This window comes from Maricaulis sp. (genome assembly GCF_034670125.1).
GTDB lineage: Bacteria > Pseudomonadota > Alphaproteobacteria > Caulobacterales > Maricaulaceae > Maricaulis.
In genome coordinates, this window is record NZ_JAXMOC010000002.1 from 218,373 (window position 1) to 240,298 (window position 21,926).

Here is a 21,926-nt window from a genome sequence, read left to right on the forward strand (position 1 = left end):
ATCAGCGTATAGAAAGCGCGACGCGCGTCCAGCGCGAGGAGAGCTCATGCAACACGTCCCGTTCGCCCTGTCCATCATGCTTTTGCTGGGGGGCTGTGCCGTCGTCGAAATGCCGACGGCCGATGTCCGGCATCCGGACTGGGTCGAGGACCGCCTGAACAATGCCGGGGATGGACGTCAGGCACCGCCGGTGGTGCCGGTAACATCGCTGGCCGATGGCGAAGGCGAAGCCATGGACCGTGCGGCTCGGCAATTATTGGCGGAAAAGGCGGCGATGGAAGCCGCGGCCGCGCATCAGGTTGAAGCCAATCAGCGCGGATCCGCCGAAGAGTTTGTCACCGACGGGCAGGCCCGCACCGAGCCACCCCAGCCATAACCAGAGACGAAACCTGCCGGGCCGGTCCCGACAGGCATGCAAGGAAGACGACATGAGCGATACCCAAGCCCTGACCAATCTGGCCTTCCTGGCCGTCCGTGCCGCTGAAAGCGCTGCCGTTGCGGCCTCCGGCTGGATCGGTCGCGGTGAAAAGGAATTGGCAGACCAGGCCGCGGTTGACGCCCTGCGCACCGGCCTCAACGCGATGCCGATGAAGGGGCGTATCGTGATCGGCGAAGGCGAACGCGACGAAGCGCCGATGCTGTTCATCGGCGAGGAAGTCGGGACCGGCGAGGGGCCGGAAATCGACATTGCCCTCGACCCGCTTGAAGGCACCACCCTGACGGCCAAGGGCCAGGCCAATGCCCTGGTGCTGGTCTCATTCGCCCTTCGCGGCGGCCTGCTGCATGCGCCCGACACCTATATGGACAAGATCGCGGTCGGCCCCGGCCTGCCGGACGGCGTGGTCGATCTTGATGCCTCTCCGGCGGACAATGTGCGCAATCTGGCCAAGGCCAAGGGTGTGGACGTGTCCCAGATCACGGTCTGTATCCTGGAACGCGAACGGCACCAGTCGATCATTGATGGCGTGAAGGCTGCCGGCGGTCGTATCCGGCTGATCCCGGATGGCGATGTTGCCGGCGGCATGGGGACAGCCGGGCTGGGCGCGGGCGTCGACATGTATATCGGCCAGGGCGGGGCGCCGGAGGGCGTGCTGCTGGCGTCTGCCCTTCGCTGCATTGGCGGCCAGATGCAGGCGCGCCTGGTCTTCCGCAATGATGACGAGCGGGCCCGGGCGGCACGGACCGGCGTGACCGACCTGGACCGCAAGTACGACGTCGCCGAGCTGGCCGCCAGCCACTGCCTGTTCGTGGCGGCGGGCGTCACCGATGGTGATCTGGTCGATGGGGTCAGCTTCTCCGACGGCATGGCGCATACCCATACGCTTTTGCTCGACTCAGCCGATCATTCGATCCGCCGTATCCGGTCAGCCCGACCGGCGGCTTGATTGATGGTGTGATGCTCGACGAAACGGTGAACGAAACAGATGGCTCACCTCCACTCCTGGGGGTGAGCCGTTCGCTTTCCGGCAAGCGCTGGCGCCTGCGTCCGACGGACGAGGGCGATGTGGTCACCATGGCTCGTCAACAATCCATTCCGGACGCGCTGGCGCGGGTCCTGGCCGCGCGCGGGATTGCACCGGATGAGGCCGCCGCCTACCTCACGCCGCGCCTGCGGGACAGTTTCCCCGATCCATCCGATTTTGCCGACATGGACAAGGCGGCCGGTCTTGTCTGGGACGCGATCGAGGCCGACAGGCCGATGGCGGTGTTCGCCGATTATGACGTTGATGGCGCCACATCGGCCGCTCAGCTGATCCGCTATTTCCGCCATTTCGGCCGTCGCGCCGATATCTATGTGCCCGACCGGGTCGAGGAGGGGTATGGTCCTTCGGGCGCCGCCTTCGACAGCTTGAAGGACCGCGGCGCCGAGCTGGTCATCACGGTCGATTGCGGTGCTGCGGCCCATGCGGCCCTGACCCATGCGGCGTCCATAGGGCTGGATGTCATCGTGATCGACCATCACCTGATGGATGAGGCGATGCCGCCCGCGGCGGCCCTGGTCAATCCCAATCGGCCGGATGACCGGTCCGGGTGTGGTCACCTGGCGGCCGCTGGCGTGACCTTTGTCTTCCTGGCCGCACTCAATCGTGAAGGTCGCCGTCGCGGTACCATCACTGCCGACAACGAACCCGGCCTGCTCGACTGGATCGATCTGGCAGCCCTCGGCACGATCTGCGACGTGGTGCCCCTGACCGGCGTCAATCGGGCGATCACCGCCCAGGGCCTCAAGGCGATGGGCGGCTGGCGTCATCTCGGACTGCGTTGCCTGGCAGAGACGTCCGGCGTCGAAGGCGAGGCGAGCACCTATCACGCCGGCTTCCTGATCGGACCGCGGATCAATGCCGGCGGCCGGGTTGGTCGTTCCGACCTGGGGGCGACCTTGCTGACAACCGAGGATGAGGCCCTGGCCCGGCGCATCGCCGGCGAGCTTGATGGCCTCAATGCCGAGCGCCGTGCGATCGAAGCCGATGTTCTGGAGGCGGCGTCACATCAGCTGGAGGGCCAGTCTGCCGACCGCGCCATCCTGATTGCAGCCGGCGAAGGGTGGCATCCCGGCGTGATCGGTGTTGTGGCCGGACGGCTGAAGGAACGGTTCGACAAGCCGGTCATCGTGATCGGTATCGACCGCGATGCCACGCCGCCGGTCGGCAAGGGCTCCGGCCGGTCGGTGCCGGGCGTCAATCTGGGCGGCGCCATCGCGGCCGCGCGCGAGGCCGGCCTGCTGACCTCCGGCGGCGGCCATGCCATGGCCGGCGGTTTGAGCATGGACCCGGACCGGATCACGGAGCTGGTGGCATTCCTGGACGACCGGCTGGCGCCCGAGCTGGCCGCTGCGGCCGATGAGATGGCGCTGAAGGCTGACGGCGTGCTCACCGCATCCGGTGTCAACCTGGAGCTGGCCCGCATGCTCGAGCGAGCCGCTCCCTTCGGGCAGGGCAATGCCGAGCCCCGCTTTGTGCTGCCGGACATGCGGGTGAGCTTCGCCAAGCGGGTCGGAACCGATCATGTCCGCTTCACCTTGAGCGATCGGGACGGACGTCGGGTGGACGGTATCTGTTTTCGCTGTGCCGACACACCGATCGGCGAGGCCCTGCTGGCCGCCGGACCGGGCTTGTTCCATGCCTTCGGACGTCTTAAACTTGATGCTTGGCAGGGTCGCGAGCGTGTCCAGCTTCACTTGGAAGATCTTTCAACTGCAGCTCGATGACATTTTGCGGAAATCCCGCTTGCAAGGTCGCTCAGGCTTTTCTATACGACGGCCCTCACATCGCTGCGGTCCCTTCGTCTATCGGTTAGGACGCCAGGTTTTCAACCTGGAAAGAGGGGTTCGATTCCCCTAGGGACTGCCACGATGTTCTTCCCCCCACAGATCGCTTCGATACAGTGACCGCCGCGCGGACATGCGCCTTGGTTTGCGTCGGCGCGGGCCGCAGGCTATAGGCCCACACCGAACACGCAACGGGAGTTCCGGCATGGCCCACCTGTCGACCAAATCCTATGGCAATGAGCGCGGACTGACCTGTTGCTCCCGGCAATGGGCGGCCGACAGTCATTGTGCGCTGCTGCACGGCTATTCCTTCGGCTTTCATTTCGTGTTTGCCGCTGAACAGCTCGACAGGCGCGGCTGGGTGCTGGATTTCGGCAAGGGTGGGTTTGGTCCGATCAAGGACTGGCTCCACGAGATGTTCGACCACACCTTGCTGATTGCCGAGGATGATCCTGAACGTCCGACCCTCGAGGCCCTCGGGGCCCGAGGTCTGGCGCGGGTTAAAATTGTGCCGGGTACCAGCTGCGAGCGGATGGCCGAGATGGCGTTTCACAAGGCCGCCGAGGTTGTCCTTGCGGCCACCGGCGGCCGGTGCTGGGTGGAGTCGGTCGAATGCTCCGAACATGCCTCCAACTCAGCCATCTACCGGTCGGCCACGGCCATGACCCGCCTCGTCGAGGTCGAGCGCATGCAGGATGAGCTGGCCAGCAAATGATTCGGGACCGCTGTCGCCGGTCGGGGTACTGATCGGTCACAGCCTGTTTCCGGCCATAGTCGTCATCAACGGCCGCCCGACTCGCCTGTCAGGCGAAAAATAGCAGGTGATGAATATGTTATCACAACCGCATCAGGTAGCGTCGAAAAATCACCCAAACCACAATATGTTGTGGTTTTGCTGGTGAGAATGGATTTCACTGTCAATATTTGGAAGATGTGTTACGCAACCAGTCGCGCGATTCACCTTCTCTTAACATTGCGACTTGTGTAACAATCTTTCGCTCGAGGGTTGTTTAAGCGAGTGACATTATGGTTTTGGCTCACGAAGTCTTTGAAGACACAGAGATGCTTGAGCTCGAAGGCCGGGTAAAATGGTACGATCCGGCTCGGGGCTACGGGTTCATTGATGCAAGCGACGGGCAGGGCGACATTCTGCTTCATGCCAGTTGCCTGAGACGGTTCGGGCAGGGGCCAGCCCTTCCCAACGCGAAAATTCTTTGCAAGGCAGTCCAGGGCGACAAGGGCCGACAGGCGGTTGAGTTGGTCGAGATGACCGGCGGCGACAGCGAGGCCGAGGCGCGGCCCCGACGCTTCCATCCCTACGCAGTGGTCAATACGCCGTTCTGCGAAGCCGTGGTGAAATGGTTCGACGCGCTTCGGGGCTATGGCTTCGTCACCTGCGACGGTGTTGAGGGTGACGTCTTCCTGCACGCCGCGACTTTGCGCCGGGCCGGTTTCGAAGACATCCAGCCGGGTGACCGAATCGAGGTCCGCTGCGTGGAGGGGCCCAAAGGGGCTCTGGCCGCTGAGATCAAGGTCGCTGGCCTGACGTGAGTCGGGTCGGTCGCGCGGGCGGGGCACACCCGTCCCGCAGGCGGTTGCCCAGCCCGGGCCACTTGCGTTTGGGCGTTGCGTCCATTCGGGCCCGCGGCTAGGTTCCGGCCATGCGTACCCTGATCCTTTCCAGCCTCCTGGCTCTTGGCGTTGCTGCTGCCGTTTCGGCCCAGCAGCCCGCTCCGCTACCGGTTTCTGATCCGACCGCCCGCGACGCTGAAGTCGTGTTTGGCGGCCCGGACCGCGTTGTCATCGCCACCACGACCGGTGAGACGGTCGAGATCATGGCGGAAATCGCCACGACGCCGGAACAGAAACAGCGCGGACTGATGTGGCGCGAGGCGGTCGAGCCGGGAACCGGCATGTTGTTCGAGTATTCCCCCGCCGAGCCAGCCTCGATGTGGATGGAAAACACGCTGGTCGATCTTGATCTGGTGTTCATCGATCCCACTGGAAACGTTGTGAAGATCATTGCGTTTGCGCAGGCGGAATCGCGTCGCAGCCTTGCGTCTGATGCGATCGTCGGCGGCGTGCTCGAGCTGGGTGCCGGCCAGGCGATTGCCCTCGGTATCCGGCCGGGTGACACGGTCCGGCACGCCATTTTCGGCAATGACGGTCCCGAGCCCGCACCCTCGGACGACGAACCCGCTGCACTCGATGCACCTGCGGACGCTCAGTAGGCTTGCCTTAAGGCGAGAGCGCTTACATAAGGTCAGACAGTCGGGGCGTGGCGCAGTCTGGTAGCGCATTCGCTTTGGGAGCGAAGGGTCGCAAGTTCGAATCTTGCCGCCCCGACCAGTTGTCCGGATGCTCGAGCGGATAACGAGGCCAGGTCGGCGACGGCCTGCCGGGGATTTGACTGGGAGAGGCGAATGTTCGCAAAGATTTACCGTCCCGCTCGCAATGCGATGCAATCCGGCCGCGGCAAGACCAAACGCTGGGTGCTCGAATTCACGCCCGAAATGGCCAAACGTCCCGATCCCTTGATGGGGTGGACCTCGTCGTCGGACATGCGCGGCCAGATCAAGCTCGATTTCGACAGCCAGGACGACGCGGTTGCCTACGCCAAACGTCAGGGCATCCCGTTCCAGGTCGTCGAACCGCAGGAACCCAAGCGCTACGCCAAATCCTACTCCGAGAATTTTTCCGCCGACCGCAAGCAACCCTGGTCGCACTAGCGCCTGTCGTCCGGATATCCGCTTCCGTAGCTCAACCGGATAGAGCGCCCGCCTTCTAAGCGGATGGTTGCAGGTTCGAGTCCTGCCGGAAGCGCCAGTTTTCTGATCTCACGGCAATTCGCTGCGCGAACGCCTCCGATGGGGCGGCGCATGGGCGCCGACGCGCGGTCGCGCGTGCGGTCCGGTGGGGCCGGGAGCTGATCTCACGGCAATTCGCTGCGCGAACGCCTCCGATGGGGCGGCGCATGGGCGCCGACGCGCGGTCGCGCTTGCGGTCCGGCGGGACCGGGAGCTGATCTCATGGCAATTCGCTGCGCGAACGCCACCGATGGGGCGGCGCATGGGCGCCGACGCACGGTCGCGCGTGCGGTCCGGTGGGGCCGGGAGCTAGGTCACATTGTTGCGGCGACCGCCGTAAACCCGCGCTCCAGGTCGGCGATCAAGTCTTCCGGCGCTTCCAGGCCGATCGACAGTCGGATCAGCGCGCCCTCATGCTTGTGGGTGGTTTGGGTGCGTTTCAATTGCGGATCGCAATGGATGGCGAGGCTTTCATAGCCGCCCCAGGAAAAACCCATTCCAAACACCTCGAGTGCGTCGAGGAAGCATTCCGATGTCGGGATGTCCCAGCCGGGCACTTCAAAGGCGAACAGGCCGCAGGCGCCGGTGAAATCGCGCTTGAATAGGGCATGATCGGGATGATCGGACCGGGCCGGGTGGCGAATGGCGCCGACCTCGGACCGCGCGGCCAGCCAGTCGGCGATGGCCAGACTGCTCTCGGCGCTGCGCTGCATCCGCACGGCCATCGATCGCATCCCGCGCAGGGCGAGATAGGCATCATCCGGTGCTGTGTGAAAGCCAAAGGCACGTTCGGTTGTCTGCAGCCGCTGGAACAGGACGTCGTCACGGGCGACCACGGCTCCCATCAGCAAGTCGGAGTGTCCGCCCACATATTTGGTCAGGGCCTGGGCAGCGTAGTCGACACCCAGCTGGAGTGGCTTCATCGTCAGTCCGGCACTCCAGGTATCGTCGATAATGGTGACCACGCCCCGCTCGCGCGCGATTTTGGCGATGGCGGGAACGTCCTGCATCTCCAGGGTCAGTGAGCCGGGGCTTTCCAGCAGGATGGCCTGGGTTTCATCGGTGATGAGGTCGCGGATCTCAGACCCCATCCGGGGCGGGAAAAAGCGCGTCTTTACGCCATAGCGCGTCATCTGGGTGGTCAGGAAATTGCGGACCGGTCCATAGATGCAATCGGCGGCGAGGACTTCGCCGCCCGCCTGTGTCGCGGCGAGGATGGACAAGGTATTCGCCATCAGTCCGGACGAGGTGAGCGCGCAGCCCGCGCCGCCCTGCAAGTCTGTCAGTGCACCCCGAAGGGCGTCATGGGTTTCCAGGCCCACCCGGCCGTAATGCTTGCGTCCGGGTGGGAAGTCGTAAAGGGCGGAGGCCGACGGGGCGAGCATGGTCGAGCCGCGGGCCACGGATGGATTGACCTGGCCGCGATCATCATGAGGCCGGCCGAGGCGGGTGAGTTTGGTATCATCCTTCATGACGGGGCCCGTCCTGTTTCGATCTCGGTATCGGGACGGCTGCCCCATTCGGTCCAGGACCCATCATAGACGGTTGATTCCCGGCCAAGGCAATCCAGCGCCAGTGACAGGATGCAGGCGGTGACACCGGAGCCGCAGGTCGTGATCACCGGGCGGCCAGGCTCAACGCCGGCGCGCTCGAACAGTGTCGGGTCGAGGCGCAACAGGCCGTTGGCATCGAGCAATTCGGTGAAGGGCAGATTGCGGGCGCCGGGCATGTGGCCGCTGCGCATGCCTTCACGAGGTTCCGCCACCCGTGCGGTGAAGCGGGCCTTGCCGCGAGCGTCCAGAATGAGGGCAGAGCCATCCCGGATCGCCGTCTCGACACCGGCCAGGTCAACAACCAGATCCGGTCTGAAGGCGGCCACAAAATCACCGGGCCCGTCGTCGCTTGCATGGTTGCTGGCGATGGCACCACCTGCGGCGATCCAGGCCGGCAATCCGCCGTCGAGTACCTGCGTGTCGTCATGCCCCATGGTCTTGAACATCCACCAGACGCGAGCGGCACTGAACAGGCCGAAGCGGTCATAGATGATCAGGCGACTGCCGGTGTTGATACCGAGCGCGCGGACATGACGCGTGAATGTGTCGGCGTCGGGCAGCATGTGAGGCAGGGGATTGGCCGTATCGCGGACCTGGTCGATGTCGAAATGCCGACTGCCCGGAATGCAGCCCTCGGCGCCGTCGCGGGGCCCGCCGGGGAATGTCCAGCTGCCGTCGACAAAGACCGTGTCGGGCGCGCCCAGCCGGGCAAGGGCGTCGACGGCGGAGACCAGGGCGTTCGCCATCAGCTCAGCCAGGCCGGTATCGGCAGGCCCTTGTCGCGGAGAAAGTCCGGATTGTAGAGCTTGGAGTGATAGCGGGACCCGTGATCGCAAAGGATGGTGACGATGGTGTGGCCCGGCCCGAGGTCGCGCGCCAGCCGCATGGCGCCGGCAATATTGACGCCGGACGAGCCTCCAAGGCACAGGCCTTCGTGTTGAACCAGGTCAAATATGATTGGCAGGGCTTCATCATCACCTATGCGATAGGCCCGATCGATGATGATGCCATCGAGATTGCCGGTGATCCGGCTCTGTCCGATCCCCTCGGTGATCGAATTGCCTTCGGCCTGCAGGACGCCGTGGGTGTAAAACCCGTACAGGGCCGCGCCGCCCGGGTCAGCCAAGCCGATCTGGATGGATTCGCGGCGGGCCTTCAGGCCGTTTGACACACCGCCAAGCGTGCCGCCCGAGCCGACAGAACAAATGAACCCGTCAATCCCGCCGTCGGTCTGTTCCCAGATCTCGCGGGCGGTTGTCGCCGCATGGAAGTCGCGATTGGCGACATTGTCGAATTGGTTGGCCCAGATCGCGCCATTGGGTTCGCTCTTGTCGAGCTCGGCCGCCAGTGCCCCCGAATACCGGGCGTAGTGATTGGGATTGGCGTAGGGCACGGCATCGACTTCGATCAGTTCGGCGCCGAGCAGGCGGATGGCATCCTTTTTCTCGCGCGACTGGGTACGCGGGAAGACAATCACGACCCGATAGCCCAACGCGGCTCCCACAAGGGCCAGACCGATCCCGGTATTGCCAGCGGTGCCCTCGACAATCGTTCCGCCCGGACGCAGGGCGCCGCTGGCTTCGGCCGCCCGGATGATCCCCAAGGCCGCGCGATCCTTGATCGATCCGCCCGGGTTGAGAAACTCGGCCTTGCCAAGGATTTCGCATCCCGTTTCCTGCGAGGCGGCCTGCAGGCGGAGCAGCGGCGTGTTGCCAATCAGATCGATGACGCTGTCAGCGTGAGACACGAGGCAGACCTCCCCAATTGCAAAGGACGACGGTTACTTGGGTGTCGCGGATGAAGAAAGAAATGGCAAGGGCTGCGATCCGGATGATCGGTCCGGGCGTACAAGACGCATGACCCGATACAGATCCCATATCCGATTGATGGCAGCGGCCGGCCTGGCCCTCCTTGGTTTCGCGCCCGTCGCCCGCGCCGATGCACCTGATGATGTCGCCTTTGATGTCTATCGCAACGGCGCACCCTTTGGTGAGCATGTCGTCAGCTTCGATGAGAAGGCCGACGGCGCCCTCCAAGTGCAGGTGGAAATCGAGTTGCGCGTCGGCTTCGGCCCTCTGACCGTTTTCCGGTACGAGCATGAATCCGAGGAGGTCTGGGTCGGCGATGACTTGGTCAGCCTGACAGCATCAACCCTGAAGGATGGTGAGCGGGTCCGGTTCAGCCTGTCGAACGACGATGAGCGCTATGAAACCGTGGCCGGGCTGATGCCGTCCAGCCATTGGTCCGGTTATCCGCCCGGGCTCCCGGCGGTGTTGAACACTGAAACCGGTGAACCGATGCCGGTCGAGATTGAGGAGCTGGGCCTCGAGACCATCCAGACCGCGACCGGCCCGGTTGAAGCCCGCCGGATCCGGATGGTCGGGTCTGTTGCCGTCGACCTTTGGTACGATCTGGATGGACGCTGGGTGGGCTGCGCGTTTTCAATCCGCGGTCAGGACATCGAGTATCGCTTGCGGCAGAGTTAGCCGCCGAGAGCGGGCTGCACCGCCGCATCGGCATTGGCCTTCATGTCCTGATAGCTTTCCAGCGCCAGCTCCCGACCGGTTTTCAGGTCAATGACAGGCTGGGGGTAGGTCTCTTCCAGAGTCACGCCGGCAGTGGCCAGTTCCCGGGCCGGACGGGTCCACGGCGCGTGGACCGCCTTGCCAGCCAAGCCTGACAATTCGGGCACCCATTTGTGGACATAGGCCCCTTGCGGGTCGAACCGCTCACCCTGGGTGACAGGATTGAAGATCCTGAAATAGGGGGCCGCATCCGCGCCGGACCCGGCGACCCATTGCCAGCTCGCCGCATTCACATTCAGATCGGCATCGACCAGCGTGTCCTCAAACCAGGCCATGCCCTCGCGCCAATGAACGCCCAGATGCTTGATCAGGAACGAGGCCGTGATCATCCGGACCCGGTTATGCATCCAACCGGTCAACCACAACTGACGCATGCCGGCGTCAACAATCGGGACGCCTGTCTGGCCGCGCTTCCACGCCTCCAGGCCGGCGGGATTGCGGCGCCAGGGGAAGTGATCGAACTGGGCGTTGAAATTATTCTCGCGCAGGCTGCCGAAATGGTGGGCAAGGTAGATGGCAAAGTCCCGCCAGCCCAGTTCGGACAGGAATTTTTCGGCACCCTGGAAATTGCCCCCGTTCTCGGCGTGGTTTCGGACCGTGTGCCAGATCGCCCTCGGGGAGATTTCGCCCCAGGCCAGATGCGGGGACAGGCCGGATGTGCCGTCCCGGTCCGGTCGGTCCCGCATGTCCGGATAGTCGGCCAGGTCGCCGGCCAGGAAGTGCTCGAGCCGCTTGCGTGCTCCGTCCTCGCCGGGTTGCCAGTCCTTGCTGAAGCCGGCGGCCCAGTCTGGCTTGGAGGGGCGCAGTTTCCAGTCTTCCAGGGCATCACTGGCGACGGGGCGGAATGCCGTGAGGCTTTGTGGAGCGGGCAGGGCCGGGGCCGGTTCCGGCGCGCGCAGGCAGGCCTTCCAGTAGGGTGTGAACACACGGTAGGGCTTGCCGCTGCCATTGAGCTGGGTCGCCGGATTGAAAAGCGTGCCGGACGCGAAGCCCCGCGCCTTCACGCCGACAGTGGCGAGCGAGGCGGCGAGGGCGGCATCATCATTGGCCCGGGTCGGGCTGTCGCCGCGGTTCCAGTACACTTCTGTCGCCCCCGTCTCCTCGCACAGAGCCGTCAGCGCAGCAGCAGTTTCGCCCCGTTTCAGAACGAGCTGGCCGCCGCGCTGGTGGATCGATCGGGACAGGGCGGTCAGCGAATGGTGCAACCACCATCGTGACGCGCGACCTGGCGCCAGCTGCGCCTCGGGATCCGGATCATCAATGAAGACACAGATGAGCGGCCGGCCGCTGCGGACCGCCGCCCACAGAGCGGGATTGTCGTGTAATCGAAGGTCTCGCCGAAACCAGACCAGCGCTGCTGCGGTGGCGCTTGAACTTGCCATTCCTGTCCTGTCACTGAATAAGGGCCTTGTCGGTCTACGTCGCGGACCCGATATCGGATCAGTCCGGTTGTGTCTGCCCGCCCATCGCGCGCGACCGACACGACTGAGCGTACCCATGAAGGAGACACCGCGTGAGCCAGATCAATTCTGTCATTTCCATCCCGCGCCCGGGCCAGAGCCCGATCGAGATCGGCAATGACCGCAAGCTCTCCATCATCGCCGGACCATGCCAGCTCGAAAGCCGGCAGCACGGGCTGGACGTGTCTGCGCAGCTGCGCGAGATCGCCGATCGACTGGATGTCGGCCTGATTTACAAGACCTCATTCGACAAGGCGAACCGGACCAGTGCCAGCGCCCAGCGCGGGCTTGGCCTGGAGGCATCGCTGCCCGTGTTTGAGGAAATCCGGGAGACCAGCGGCCTGCCGGTACTGACGGATGTCCACAGTGAGGAGCAGGCGCGGATCGCCGCGACCGCGGTGGATGTATTGCAGATTCCGGCCTTTTTGTGCCGGCAGACCGATCTCCTCATCGCGGCTGCCAAAACCGGCAAGCCGATCAATGTGAAAAAGGGACAATTCCTGGCCCCTTGGGACATGAAAAATGTGATCGAAAAGATCGCTGCGGCCGGCAATCCCGACATCATGGCCTGTGAACGGGGCGCCAGTTTTGGTTACAACACGCTGGTCTCGGACATGCGCTCGCTGCCGATCATGGCGCAATTCGGTGCGCCGGTGGTGTTTGACGCCACCCATTCGGTCCAGCAACCGGGTGGGCAGGGTACGTCCTCGGGGGGGCAGCGCGAATTTGTGCCGACCCTGGCCCGGGCTGCCGTCGCGGTCGGCGTCGCTGCGGTTTTCATCGAGACCCATCCGGATCCCGACAACGCACCCTCGGACGGTCCCAACATGGTGCCGCTGGGTGAATTTGAGGCGCTGGTGAAGCGCTTGCTGGAATTTGACGCCCTCGCCAAGGGCTACTGACCCGTCAGAATTCCCGGCGATCCGGGATCGGGACCACAGGCGCGTCCTCGACATCCTCGATCAGATCAAGCGGCGGAGCCCAGCGGCGTTCTTCCTGCAGGATGCTGGTCAGCGCGAAGGTCCGTTGGGCCACGTCCAGACGCAGATCTTCGTAGAACAGGTTGAAGGGCGGTTCCCGGAAATCCTCGGCCAGTCGCCGCGGACGTTGCAGGTCGCGGTGCCGCGGCGCCTCCACAAACAGGACACCGTCTGCGCATTGCGCACCGGTCTGGCCGGGAATGGGTGCGGGTGTGGTGTCCAGCGGCAGACCTTCGGCCGCCACGCCGCCCCGATGTTGGCGAGCCGAGGCGTATTCGCTGGTGCGGGCGCCCAAAACCGGATTGACACAAAGCAGTCCACGGCTCTCGACAAAGGACAGATCACCGTCCGGCTGCCAGCTCATGGTGCGCTCCGTGAGGATGCGGATCCGGTCGGCCTCATCCGGCCGGGCGTGGGAGAAGGCATGGACACAGCGCACATCTTCCGGCGTCTCGCAGGGCGGAATGGCAGCCAGAGAGTCGGCGAACAGGTCGAGCGGCACCGGTGACTCGATGATGTAGGCCGCGACCAGTCGGGAATGGACGTCCGGCGCGTCGGCGATCTGGTTGAGCAGCAAGCCCAACGCGTGGAAACCGCCCTGGCCGACTCCGGCGAGGATGATCGGGCGGGAGTCGCCCGCCTCGGTCAGGAATTGCCCAAAGGCCCGCTCGATATCGTGATAGGCGAACAAGCGGGCCTGAACACTGTCTTCGCGATTGTTCATGAAGGCGTAGAGCGCGGCCTGCCGGTATCGCGGTGCGAACAGGATGCCGGAACGGGCGAACGGGGCAGCGTAGTTCGGCAAGGCGATCTCGACGACAGCCCGATTGGCGCTGTCCTTGCCCAGATCGGCATTCCAGTTCGATCCGCCGGCATAGGTCGTGGGATGGATGAAAAAGACAGCCGGTTCATCGGGATCGGAAAACGACCCGGCGGCGTACCAGGCGTCGGCCTGCGTATAGTCGGCCGCTGTCGGCGGGGTGTAGGTCTGAAAGGGTTCGCCGGGATCCTGGAACGTCTGGTAGATCTGGTCGCGCAGGAACCAGCTTGCCAGGGCGGCGATCACCACCAGTCCGGCAATCCCGGTGACGATCATCCAGCGTGCGATCGTGATCGGACTTGCGAGCATTTGCTTTTTCCACCCTAGTCTGGCCGTACGCCTGCAAGTTGTCCGGCGAAGCGATTGGCGACCCATTTGCCTTACCCTATGCTGACACGGCTGCCGGGGGGTAGTGCTTACGCCTGTGCGGCGTCAATTGAATGGGAACATCATGTTTCGCTGGCTTCGCAACAGCTTCCTGACCGGCATTGTCATTGCCACACCCCTCGGCGTGACGTTCTATCTGATCGTCACATTCGTCGGCTTCGTCGACAATGTGGTCAAGCCCCTGATCCCGGCCCGATACAATCCCGAGACCTATCTGCCCGCCGATTTCACCATACCCGGTCTGGGCGTGTTGATCGCCGTCCTTTTGCTGACCGCGCTTGGCGCCCTTGCCGCCAATATTTTCGGACGGACCTTGATTGGACTGGGCGACCGCATCCTTCAGGGCGTGCCCCTTGTGCGCAATGTCTACGGCGCCCTGAAGCAGATCATGGAGACCGTATTTTCCGGAAAGGCCAACTCTTTCAAGGAAGTGGTCTTGATCGAGTATCCGATGAAAGGCCTCTACGTCGTCGCGTTCGTTTCGGCGCAGGGACAGGGCGACCTCAAACACAAGATCAGTGAGGACGTTATCGCGCTGTTCGTCCCGACGACGCCCAACCCGACGTCGGGCTTCCTGTTGTACACGCCGCGCTCGAACACCATCCATGTCGACATGTCGGTCGAGGAGGCGGCCAAGCTGATCATCTCCTTTGGCATGGTGACACCGGACAAACTGCCGGACGAGGTCAAGGCGACCCTTCCAAGAGACGTGATCGACCCGGTCCCGCCGCCAGACTAGCCGGAACGCAGGAAACGCACCCCCTGGTCGTGATCGAACAGGTATAGGAGCGTCCGCAACGCGTCTCCGGCCACGCCATTGAGGTCCGGGTCCTGATGGACGATCAGTCGGGCATGGTCATTGGCCAGCTCGATCAGCTCTGCGTGTTGTTCGAGATCGGCCAGGCGGAATTGCGGCAGTCCGCTTTGGCGCAGGCCCAGCGGATCGCCGGCACCGCGCAATCGCCAGTCTTCCTCGGCGATTTTGAAGCCATCATCTGTTTCTCGCATCATTTCGAGGCGCGCCCGGGCCGTTTCGCCCAGCGGGGCCTTGTACAGCAACAGACAGGACGACGCCTTTTCGCCGCGGCCGACCCGGCCTCGAAGCTGGTGCAATTGCGCGAGGCCGAAGCGTTCGGCGTGCTCGATGATCATGACGGTCGCGTCCGGTGCATCGACCCCGACCTCAATCACCGTGGTGGCAACCAGCACGTCCATGTCGCCAGCCCGGAACCGGGTCGCAATCTCTTCCTTTTCAGCCGGTTTCATGCGTCCGTGCAGCAGTCCGACGCGCTCATCCCCGAGGACTGCGCGCAGATGGCGCCAGCGATCCTCGGCGGCTGACAGCTCGGACATCTCGCTCTCTTCGACAAGCGGGCAAACCCAATAGACCCGGTCCCCCCGCCCGATCGCCCGGCGCACCCCTTCAACCACTTCGTCCAGACGCTCCATCGACACCAGGCGCGTGTCCGGCGGGATGCGTCCGGCCGGCTTCTCGTCGAGCCGCGACACATCCAGGTCGCCATAAACCGCGAGCGACAGTGTGCGCGGGATCGGCGTCGCGGTCATGACCAGCGTGTCGGGGCGGCGACCCTTGGATGTCAGACGCATGCGGTCGGAGACCCCGAACCGGTGCTGCTCGTCAATGACGACCAGACCGAGATCGGCAAACTCGATCCCGTCCTGGAACAGGGCGTGGGTGCCGCACACCACGTCGACATCGCCGCGGACCATTCGGTCGAGGATTGCAGCGCGTGCCTTGCCCTTGTCGCGGCCCGTCAACGCGACAACGGATAATCCTGCTGGTTCCAGCATTTGAGAGAGTGTCTTCTCGTGCTGCCTCGCCAGAATTTCGGTTGGGGCCATGATCGCTGTCTGAACCCCGGCGCCGGCCGCATGGGCAGCGGCGAGGGCCGCCACGAAGGTCTTGCCGGCGCCGACATCACCGTGCAGCAGGCGGGTCATGCGGGCGTCGGATTGCATGTCCGCCCGGATTTCCTCGAAGGCCCTGACCTGCGCTCCGGTCGGCTGGAAGGGTGCGGCCGCGAGGACTGCGTCGACAGCCTCACCCGGACCGCACAGGGCACGGCCGGCTTGTGCCCGGCGGTGAGCCCGGACAATCTGGAGCGCCAGCTGACGGGCAAAGATCTCGTCAAAGGCGAGCCGCTCGCGTTCCGGTGCTCCAGCGTCCAGCCCACTGGCAGCCTGCGGCGCATGGACCGCTTTGAGGGCGGGCTTGAACGACGGCCAGCCATGGCTGCCCCTCAGGTCCCCCGGGATCCATTCGGGCAGTTCCGGGACAAATGTCAGGGAGGCTGAAACGGCCTTGCGCATGACTTTTGCGGTGAGACCAGCCGTGAGCGGATAGACCGGCTCGACCAGTGCCATTTCTGCGGCCTCGTCCTCTGTGATAACGAGGTCCGGATGCACGATCTGGATCTCGGAGCCGAACCGCTCCGCCTTGCCGGAGATAACGCGCGTCTCTCCCTCGGGGAGAAGCTTGGTCAGATAGTCACGCCGGGCGTGGAAAAAGATCAGATGCAAAAAGCCGGTCTCGTCCCGCAAACGGACCTTGTAGGGCTGGCCCTGACGCTGAGCCGGAATATGGGTCTCCACCGTCGCGGTCAGTGTGACGATCTCGCCGGTCGGCGCGTCGGTAATGGTGACGCGGCGGGTCCGGTCAATCAGTCCGGTCGGCGGCGTGAACAGCACATCGCGTATCCGGCCGCCGCAAACCTTCTCGACCAGCGTCGCCAATCGGGGGCCGATGCCGGGCAGTTTGGTGACGTCCTGGAACAGGGGAAAGAGAATCTCGGGGCGCATGACATGCACCTTATCGGCAAGTTGCGCCGCTGCCACCGGTCGACGTCGGCGATCCGGCGGACTATATGCGCGGGCATGACCGATGACACTGAAATCCAGCGCAAGAAGCTGCGGATCCGGGCCTGGCGGCGCGGGTTCAAGGAAGCCGACCTCATTCTGGGCCGTTTCGCCGATGCGCGCCTTGATGGTTTGTCACCGGCCGAAGTGGATGCCTTCGAGCGTCTGCTCGATGAAAATGATGCCGATATCTACGCCTGGATCATTGGCAAGGAAGAAACGCCCGAGCGTTTCGAGGGGCCGGTTATGGATGCGCTGAAAGGCTTTCGCGTCGATGCGGACGCCGCTTTCGGTGATGGTCCGAAGGAATAGGCCCTGTGACAGCTGAGACAATAAGCGGAGTTTCGGAAATCGAGATGATCGCCGCCGTCCTTGGGACTGCGACGGTCTGTGGGGCGCCGGGAGGTCTCGATGCTCTGGTCTTTGCGGACACGGCGCGCCTGCGTGGCGGCGTCAATGTGTTCATCGCGCGCGATGATTCACGGGCCGCGGCCTTTGTTTCGGCATTGCAGTTTTTCGCGCCGGATATCGAATTGCTGCGCCTGCCGGCCTGGGACTGTCAGCCCTATGACCGGATTTCGCCGAGCCCGCGCGTTGCAGCCCGGCGCGCCGCAACCCTTGCCAAGCTGGCTTCGGGGCAATTGGGTCCGGCCACCCTGGTTGTCACGACCGTCAATGCCATGGCGCAACGTTGCCCGCCGCGATCAGTGCTGCAAGGCTCCGGCCTGTCGATCCGGCCTGGCGCCAGTGTTGATGTCGACGGGTTGGTCCGCCATTTCACCACTAATGGATATGCGCGGGCCGCAACAGTGATGGAGCCCGGCGACTTTGCGGTGCGAGGCGGGGTGGTCGATGTCTATCCGCCTGGCGCGGCCGAGCCGGTCCGCCTCGATTTCTTCGGCGACACGCTTGAATCGGTCCGGGCCTTTGATCCGGAGACCCAGCGCTCGCTGAGGCAGATCAAATCGATCGAGTTCACACCGGTCAGCGAAGTCCTGCTCGACGAGGCCAGCGTTTCGCGCTTCCGGGCCGGTTTCGTGAAAACCTTCGGGGCCTCGCGTGGCAGCGACCCGGTGTATGAGGCCGTCAGCGCCGGTGCGCGGCCGGCGGGCGTCGAACACTGGATGCCGCTCTTTTATGACGCGCTGGATACCCCGTTTGATTACCTGCCGGATCAAACCCTGATCGCGGTCGATCATCTGGCCCACGAAGCGTTGGATGAACGCTTGAGTCAGATCGCCGATTATTATGAGTCCCGGATCGCTGCCGGCGAAACCCGGCATGAATCGGCCCTGTCGGCCCCGACCTATCGTGCGCTGCCAGCCGATGCGCTCTATTTTGCCCCGGGCGAATGGGAAACGGCCCTGCGCGATCGACCGGTTCGCCGATATACGGCCTTCCGGGAGCCCGGGCCGCAGACCATTGATGTTGCGGGCAAGCAGGGGCGCGGTTTCGCGGCCGAACGAGCCGCCGAAAACACCAATGTTTTTGACGCTGTTGCGGCGCACATCAAGACGTTGTCCGCCGCGGGCAAGTCGGTGATGCTGGCCTCCTGGACCACCGGCGCATCGGAACGCCTGGCGAGCGTGCTGGGCGATCACGGCATCGCCGGCATTCCTTTGCTCGAGCGGTGGGGCGATGTTCCCGCTGCCGGAAAGGGCGGCGTTTGCCGTGCCGTTTTGCCGCTGGAGCGGGGTTTTGAAACCGAGACATTGGCCGTGCTGTCCGAGCAGGACATTCTGGGTGACCGGCTGGCCCGCCCGCGCAAAAAGCGCAAGTCTGCCGATATCATTGTTGAGGCCGGGTCCCTTTCGCCCGGCGATCTGGTTATCCATGCCGATCATGGTCTTGGTCGTTTCATCGGCCTGAAAACCCTGCCCGTTCAGGACGCGCCGCACGATTGCATCGAACTGGAATATTCCGGTCAGGCGAAGCTCTACCTGCCGGTCGAGAATATCGAGCTCCTGTCCCGTTATGGAGCCGACTCCGAGACCGCCCAGCTCGACAAGCTGGGGGGTGTCGCCTGGCAGGCCCGCAAGGCGAAGGCCAAGAAGCGCCTGCGAGACATGGCGGATCAGCTGATCAAGATCGCGGCGGAGCGCCTGGCCCGCAAGGCTGAGCCGATCGAGACCTCCAGCGGCGCCTTCGACGAGTTCTGCTCGGCCTTTCCCTATCCGGAGACCGATGACCAGCTGAATGCGATCGATGATGTCCTGACCGATCTGGGTCGGGGCCGCCCGATGGATCGCCTGATCTGCGGGGATGTCGGTTTCGGCAAGACCGAGGTCGCGCTGCGGGCTGCATTCGTGGTCGCCTTGAGCGGGCAGCAGGTTGCGGTGGTGGCCCCGACAACCCTGCTGGCGCGCCAGCACTTCAAGACTTTCAGCGATCGTTTTCGAGGATGGCCGGTCAAGGTCCGATTGCTGTCACGCCTGGTGACGGCGAAAGAGGCCAAGGCGACCCGCGACGAGTTGGCAGCCGGCCAGGTGGAGATCGTGATCGGCACCCACGCCTTGCTGGCAAAGACTGTAAAATTCCGCGATCTCGGGCTCCTGGTCGTCGACGAGGAGCAGCATTTCGGGGTCAAGCACAAAGAACGCCTCAAGGAGCTGCGCTCCGATGTCCATGTGCTGACCCTGACCGCCACACCCATTCCGCGTACTTTGCAACTGGCGCTGACCGGCATTCGTGACCTGTCGATCATCGCAACCCCGCCGGTCGATCGCCTGGCCGTGCGAACCTATGTTGCGCCCTTCGACCCGGTCAGCGTGCGCGAAGCCCTGTTGCGGGAGAAATACCGGGGCGGGCAGGCCTTCTTTGTCGTTCCACGGATCACCGACCTGGAGGAAACCGTGCGCTTCCTGCGCGAAAGCGTGCCGGAAGTGAGTTTCGTCTCCGCCCATGGCCAGATGGCGGCCTCGCAACTGGAAGACATCATGACTGCCTTCTATGAAGGCCGGTATGACGTGCTCCTGTCGACCACAATCGTGGAGTCCGGGATTGATATCCCGACCGCCAACACGCTGATCATCCACCGGGCCGACCGGTTCGGCCTGTCCCAGCTCTATCAGCTGCGTGGCCGTGTCGGGCGTTCCAAGACGCGCGCCTATGCCTATCTGACCACGCCGATGCGCCAGAAGATCACCGAGAGCGCCGAGAAACGCCTGAAGGTCATGCAGTCACTCGACTCGCTGGGCGCCGGCTTCACTCTGGCCTCCCACGATCTCGATCTGCGCGGCGGCGGCAATCTGCTGGGTGAGGAACAATCGGGCCATATTCGCGATGTCGGCGTGGAGCTCTACCAAGCCATGCTCGAGGAAGCGGTCGCGTCGCTGCGGTCCGGCGGTGACGAGCTGGAGGAGGGGGACTGGTCGCCGCAGATCAATGCCGGCGGCGCCGTGTTGATTCCGGACTATTACGTGCCTGACCTGGATGTGCGCCTGCAGCTGTATCGGCGCCTGTCCTCCCTCGACAACAAGACCGAGCGGGAAGGCTATGCCGCCGAGCTGATCGATCGTTTTGGCCCGCTGCCCAAGGAAGTCGAAACCCTGTTGCGGGTTGTGGCTGTGAAGGCGCTTTGCAAGAAGGCCGGGATTGAAAAGGTCGATGCCGGTCCCAAGGGAGCCGTGATCCATCTTCGCAATGATCGATTTGCCGACCCGGCCGGACTGGTGGCCCATATCTCGGCCAATCCGGCCCTGTTCAAGGTCAGGCCCGATCTCAAACTGGTGCTGCGTGCCGAGTGGGATGAGCCAGAGGATCGATTGCGGGCCATCGAACGCGCCATAGCGCCTTTGGCCGACATGGCGGTGAAGGCCCGGCAGGCAGACGTCTGAACCGCCGGTTCCGGATCAGGCGCTGGCGATAACCGGGTTGGGCCGGATCAGCCCGCGACGGGCGCGGTCGATCAGCATGTCCGCGGTCTCGCCCGGTCGGGTCGGAACCGGCGCTGCCCGGACACTGAGCCGGAAGGGACGCAGGGGGTCATCGCTTTCAAAGGCGGTGCATTCGGCAATCGCGGCCACACGTGAGGCCACGCAATCGATCCCGATCGTGTCGGTGAACGGAAGGACAGCGAGGAAGATGTCCTCGTCAAACCGGGCCGCAGCATCCTCGGTTCGCAGCAAATGACGCAGCATGGCAGCAAACTGACGGCGAGCCTTTTCGGCCGAGACATCGTCCGGCCTTTCAGCGCCGTCCGGCAGCAGGACCTGGAGCGCGATCATCGAGAAGTGAAGCGTGTCTGTGGCACTGGCCTGAAGCAGGTCCTCGACGTGCGAGGTCAGGAATGACGGATGAAACAGCCCGGTTTCGATATCGAGTGAACGGGTGTCCCTGCAGGCTTCCAGAACAGCCTTGGCCTCGCGGCGACGACGGCGCTCCGAGGTGAGTGTCAGAACCCGCTCGCGCAGTTCGGCATCGTCCGTGCGCGGCGGCAAGAGGTCGGAAACACCGCGGGCGAACGCCTCTTCGGACGCCGTGGAATCAACATCGTCGGTGAGCAGCAGGACCGGTGTGTGATAGAGGCGGGCATTGCGACGCATCGCCGAGGAAATCGTGAAGGCGATGTCGCGCTTGCCTTCGGCATTGAGCACAACCGCGTCAAAGGCGCGCTCGTGAAGATAGTCAAAGGCGGAATAGGAAGAGAAAGCCGCAACCACCTCCGCATCAACGGATGCGAGCGTGTGCTGGAGTGCCATGAAGCGAGGCGATGCGTCGCCGACATAAAGGATGCAGGGCGGCTGGTCCTGTCGCTCAACCAGGCCGGGCTTTTGCCCGTAAAGCGCGCTCACCTCGGTGCGGCGACGGGCGATGATTTCCATGGTGTGCAGGCGGAACAGGGCGCGTACGCGGGCGGCGATCTGGACGGGAGCAGCCGGTTCGCGGATCCAGGCATCGACCTTGTCTGCCGACCCGAAACTCTCGGGGCCGACCACCAGGATCGGTCGGTCACCCGGTGCAAAACGCTCGAACGCCTTCAGCCCGTCTTCGACATCCCGGTCACACTCGGCGAGAATGATGCCGACGGCCCAATAGTGATGGCGGCGCGCTGGCGGGCTGTCCGCACGGACGGTGCGACAGTTCATCGCCAGCCGTCCGAGCTTGCCGGACAGGGCTTCCGCACTGTCGGACATGCCAAAGACCAGCACGTCCAGCGTGCGTCCCATGCGTCCCCCTGCCATCGTCCC

General features: G+C 64.1%; 19 protein-coding genes and 3 tRNA genes. 15 read left to right on the top strand and 7 right to left on the bottom strand.

Annotated elements, in window-relative coordinates:
• Positions 1 to 46: 46 nt before the first annotated feature.
• From VOI18_RS04375 to VOI18_RS04420, 10 genes are all read left to right on the top strand, one after another.
• Positions 47 to 376 carry a hypothetical protein gene (locus tag VOI18_RS04375; RefSeq protein ID WP_323761192.1) on the top strand — a complete coding sequence of 110 codons (330 nt, stop codon included), beginning with the start codon at positions 47 to 49 and terminating at the stop codon, positions 374 to 376.
• A gap of 52 nt (positions 377 to 428) precedes the next feature.
• Positions 429 to 1,385, top strand: coding sequence for a class II fructose-bisphosphatase (glpX, locus tag VOI18_RS04380; RefSeq protein WP_323761193.1), 957 nt, complete (start codon positions 429 to 431; stop codon positions 1,383 to 1,385).
• A gap of 11 nt (positions 1,386 to 1,396) precedes the next feature.
• Entirely contained in the window at positions 1,397 to 3,208 is a 1,812-nt protein-coding gene (recJ, locus tag VOI18_RS04385; protein WP_323761194.1) for a single-stranded-DNA-specific exonuclease RecJ, read from the top strand.
• 67 nt (positions 3,209 to 3,275) lie between these two features.
• Positions 3,276 to 3,350: transfer RNA gene (locus tag VOI18_RS04390), tRNA-Glu, on the top strand.
• A 123-nt stretch (positions 3,351 to 3,473) separates the two neighbouring features.
• A complete protein-coding gene (locus VOI18_RS04395) occupies positions 3,474 to 3,983 on the top strand; it encodes a 6-pyruvoyl trahydropterin synthase family protein (protein WP_323761195.1) in 510 nt (169 codons plus the stop codon).
• Positions 3,984 to 4,330: 347 nt separating this feature from the next.
• The gene (locus VOI18_RS04400; RefSeq protein ID WP_323761196.1) at positions 4,331 to 4,819 is read left to right on the top strand and encodes a cold shock domain-containing protein; all 489 of its coding nucleotides are present in this window, start codon (positions 4,331 to 4,333) and stop codon (positions 4,817 to 4,819) included.
• Positions 4,820 to 4,929: 110 nt separating this feature from the next.
• Positions 4,930 to 5,499 carry a DUF192 domain-containing protein gene (locus tag VOI18_RS04405; protein WP_323761197.1) on the top strand — a complete coding sequence of 190 codons (570 nt, stop codon included), beginning with the start codon at positions 4,930 to 4,932 and terminating at the stop codon, positions 5,497 to 5,499.
• A 41-nt stretch (positions 5,500 to 5,540) separates the two neighbouring features.
• Positions 5,541 to 5,617 (top strand) — tRNA-Pro (locus VOI18_RS04410).
• Positions 5,618 to 5,691: 74 nt separating this feature from the next.
• Positions 5,692 to 5,997, top strand: a complete 306-nt coding sequence (locus VOI18_RS04415; RefSeq protein ID WP_323761198.1) for an ETC complex I subunit — start codon at positions 5,692 to 5,694, stop codon at positions 5,995 to 5,997.
• A gap of 20 nt (positions 5,998 to 6,017) precedes the next feature.
• Positions 6,018 to 6,094 (top strand) — tRNA-Arg (locus VOI18_RS04420).
• 295 nt (positions 6,095 to 6,389) lie between these two features.
• Here VOI18_RS04420 and metC read toward each other — a convergent pair.
• From metC to VOI18_RS04435, 3 genes are read right to left on the bottom strand one after another with little or no spacing between them, the layout of a single operon-like run.
• Complete coding sequence (gene metC / locus VOI18_RS04425) at positions 6,390 to 7,547, bottom strand: cystathionine beta-lyase (protein ID WP_323761199.1); 1,158 nt, start codon at positions 7,545 to 7,547, stop codon at positions 6,390 to 6,392.
• A complete protein-coding gene (locus tag VOI18_RS04430) occupies positions 7,544 to 8,374 on the bottom strand; it encodes a sulfurtransferase (RefSeq protein WP_323761200.1) in 831 nt (276 codons plus the stop codon). Before VOI18_RS04430 ends, metC begins: the two co-directional genes overlap by 4 nt.
• Positions 8,374 to 9,375, bottom strand: coding sequence for a cysteine synthase A (locus VOI18_RS04435; protein ID WP_323761201.1), 1,002 nt, complete (start codon positions 9,373 to 9,375; stop codon positions 8,374 to 8,376). The genes VOI18_RS04430 and VOI18_RS04435 overlap by 1 nt, the downstream gene beginning before the upstream one ends.
• A 109-nt stretch (positions 9,376 to 9,484) precedes the next feature.
• On the opposite strand from VOI18_RS04435, the gene VOI18_RS04440 reads away from it, so the two are divergent.
• Positions 9,485 to 10,114: a DUF6134 family protein gene (locus VOI18_RS04440; protein WP_323761202.1), complete on the top strand. Its 630-nt coding sequence runs from the start codon at positions 9,485 to 9,487 to the stop codon at positions 10,112 to 10,114.
• Here VOI18_RS04440 and VOI18_RS04445 read toward each other — a convergent pair.
• Positions 10,111 to 11,595: a deoxyribodipyrimidine photo-lyase gene (locus VOI18_RS04445; RefSeq protein WP_323761203.1), complete on the bottom strand. Its 1,485-nt coding sequence runs from the start codon at positions 11,593 to 11,595 to the stop codon at positions 10,111 to 10,113. The genes VOI18_RS04440 and VOI18_RS04445 overlap by 4 nt on opposite strands.
• 131 nt (positions 11,596 to 11,726) lie before the next feature.
• Here VOI18_RS04445 and kdsA point away from each other — a divergent pair, with 131 nt between their 5' ends.
• Positions 11,727 to 12,575 carry a 3-deoxy-8-phosphooctulonate synthase gene (gene kdsA, locus VOI18_RS04450; RefSeq protein ID WP_323761204.1) on the top strand — a complete coding sequence of 283 codons (849 nt, stop codon included), beginning with the start codon at positions 11,727 to 11,729 and terminating at the stop codon, positions 12,573 to 12,575.
• 4 nt (positions 12,576 to 12,579) lie between these two features.
• Here kdsA and VOI18_RS04455 read toward each other — a convergent pair whose 3' ends face one another.
• Positions 12,580 to 13,782, bottom strand: coding sequence for a DUF3089 domain-containing protein (locus VOI18_RS04455; RefSeq protein WP_323761205.1), 1,203 nt, complete (start codon positions 13,780 to 13,782; stop codon positions 12,580 to 12,582).
• A 142-nt stretch (positions 13,783 to 13,924) separates the two neighbouring features.
• Here VOI18_RS04455 and VOI18_RS04460 point away from each other — a divergent pair, with 142 nt between their 5' ends.
• Positions 13,925 to 14,599 (top strand): DUF502 domain-containing protein, encoded by a 675-nt coding sequence (locus tag VOI18_RS04460; protein WP_323761206.1) that lies wholly within the window; start codon positions 13,925 to 13,927, stop codon positions 14,597 to 14,599.
• Here the strand turns inward: VOI18_RS04460 and recG are convergent.
• Positions 14,596 to 16,680, bottom strand: a complete 2,085-nt coding sequence (recG, locus tag VOI18_RS04465) for an ATP-dependent DNA helicase RecG (protein ID WP_323761207.1) — start codon at positions 16,678 to 16,680, stop codon at positions 14,596 to 14,598. The two genes, VOI18_RS04460 and recG, sit on opposite strands and share 4 nt — an antisense overlap.
• 75 nt (positions 16,681 to 16,755) lie before the next feature.
• Between recG and VOI18_RS04470 the strand changes: the two genes are divergently transcribed.
• Together VOI18_RS04470 and mfd are read left to right on the top strand one after the other, a co-directional pair.
• Positions 16,756 to 17,049 (top strand): succinate dehydrogenase assembly factor 2, encoded by a 294-nt coding sequence (locus VOI18_RS04470; protein WP_323761208.1) that lies wholly within the window; start codon positions 16,756 to 16,758, stop codon positions 17,047 to 17,049.
• Positions 17,050 to 17,093: 44 nt separating this feature from the next.
• Positions 17,094 to 20,573 (top strand): transcription-repair coupling factor, encoded by a 3,480-nt coding sequence (mfd, locus tag VOI18_RS04475; protein ID WP_323761209.1) that lies wholly within the window; start codon positions 17,094 to 17,096, stop codon positions 20,571 to 20,573.
• Between the two features lie 15 nt (positions 20,574 to 20,588).
• On the opposite strand, the gene VOI18_RS04480 is transcribed toward mfd, so the two are convergent.
• Positions 20,589 to 21,905: a hypothetical protein gene (locus tag VOI18_RS04480; RefSeq protein ID WP_323761210.1), complete on the bottom strand. Its 1,317-nt coding sequence runs from the start codon at positions 21,903 to 21,905 to the stop codon at positions 20,589 to 20,591.
• Positions 21,906 to 21,926 lie beyond the last annotated feature (21 nt).

Coding starts and splice junctions, on each gene's coding strand:
- VOI18_RS04375 (WP_323761192.1), top strand. CDS start 47: ATGCAACACGTCCCGTTCGCCCTGTCCATCATGCTTTTGCTGGGGGGC.
- glpX (WP_323761193.1), top strand. CDS start 429: ATGAGCGATACCCAAGCCCTGACCAATCTGGCCTTCCTGGCCGTCCGT.
- VOI18_RS04440 (WP_323761202.1), top strand. CDS start 9,485: ATGACCCGATACAGATCCCATATCCGATTGATGGCAGCGGCCGGCCTG.
- VOI18_RS04430 (WP_323761200.1), bottom strand. CDS start 8,374: ATGGCGAACGCCCTGGTCTCCGCCGTCGACGCCCTTGCCCGGCTGGGC.
- VOI18_RS04395 (WP_323761195.1), top strand. CDS start 3,474: ATGGCCCACCTGTCGACCAAATCCTATGGCAATGAGCGCGGACTGACC.
- recJ (WP_323761194.1), top strand. CDS start 1,397: ATGCTCGACGAAACGGTGAACGAAACAGATGGCTCACCTCCACTCCTG.
- VOI18_RS04445 (WP_323761203.1), bottom strand. CDS start 11,595: ATGGCAAGTTCAAGCGCCACCGCAGCAGCGCTGGTCTGGTTTCGGCGA.
- VOI18_RS04455 (WP_323761205.1), bottom strand. CDS start 13,782: ATGCTCGCAAGTCCGATCACGATCGCACGCTGGATGATCGTCACCGGG.
- VOI18_RS04470 (WP_323761208.1), top strand. CDS start 16,756: ATGACCGATGACACTGAAATCCAGCGCAAGAAGCTGCGGATCCGGGCC.
- VOI18_RS04400 (WP_323761196.1), top strand. CDS start 4,331: ATGCTTGAGCTCGAAGGCCGGGTAAAATGGTACGATCCGGCTCGGGGC.
- VOI18_RS04460 (WP_323761206.1), top strand. CDS start 13,925: ATGTTTCGCTGGCTTCGCAACAGCTTCCTGACCGGCATTGTCATTGCC.
- mfd (WP_323761209.1), top strand. CDS start 17,094: ATGATCGCCGCCGTCCTTGGGACTGCGACGGTCTGTGGGGCGCCGGGA.
- metC (WP_323761199.1), bottom strand. CDS start 7,547: ATGAAGGATGATACCAAACTCACCCGCCTCGGCCGGCCTCATGATGAT.
- VOI18_RS04415 (WP_323761198.1), top strand. CDS start 5,692: ATGTTCGCAAAGATTTACCGTCCCGCTCGCAATGCGATGCAATCCGGC.
- recG (WP_323761207.1), bottom strand. CDS start 16,680: ATGCGCCCCGAGATTCTCTTTCCCCTGTTCCAGGACGTCACCAAACTG.
- VOI18_RS04480 (WP_323761210.1), bottom strand. CDS start 21,905: ATGGGACGCACGCTGGACGTGCTGGTCTTTGGCATGTCCGACAGTGCG.
- VOI18_RS04405 (WP_323761197.1), top strand. CDS start 4,930: ATGCGTACCCTGATCCTTTCCAGCCTCCTGGCTCTTGGCGTTGCTGCT.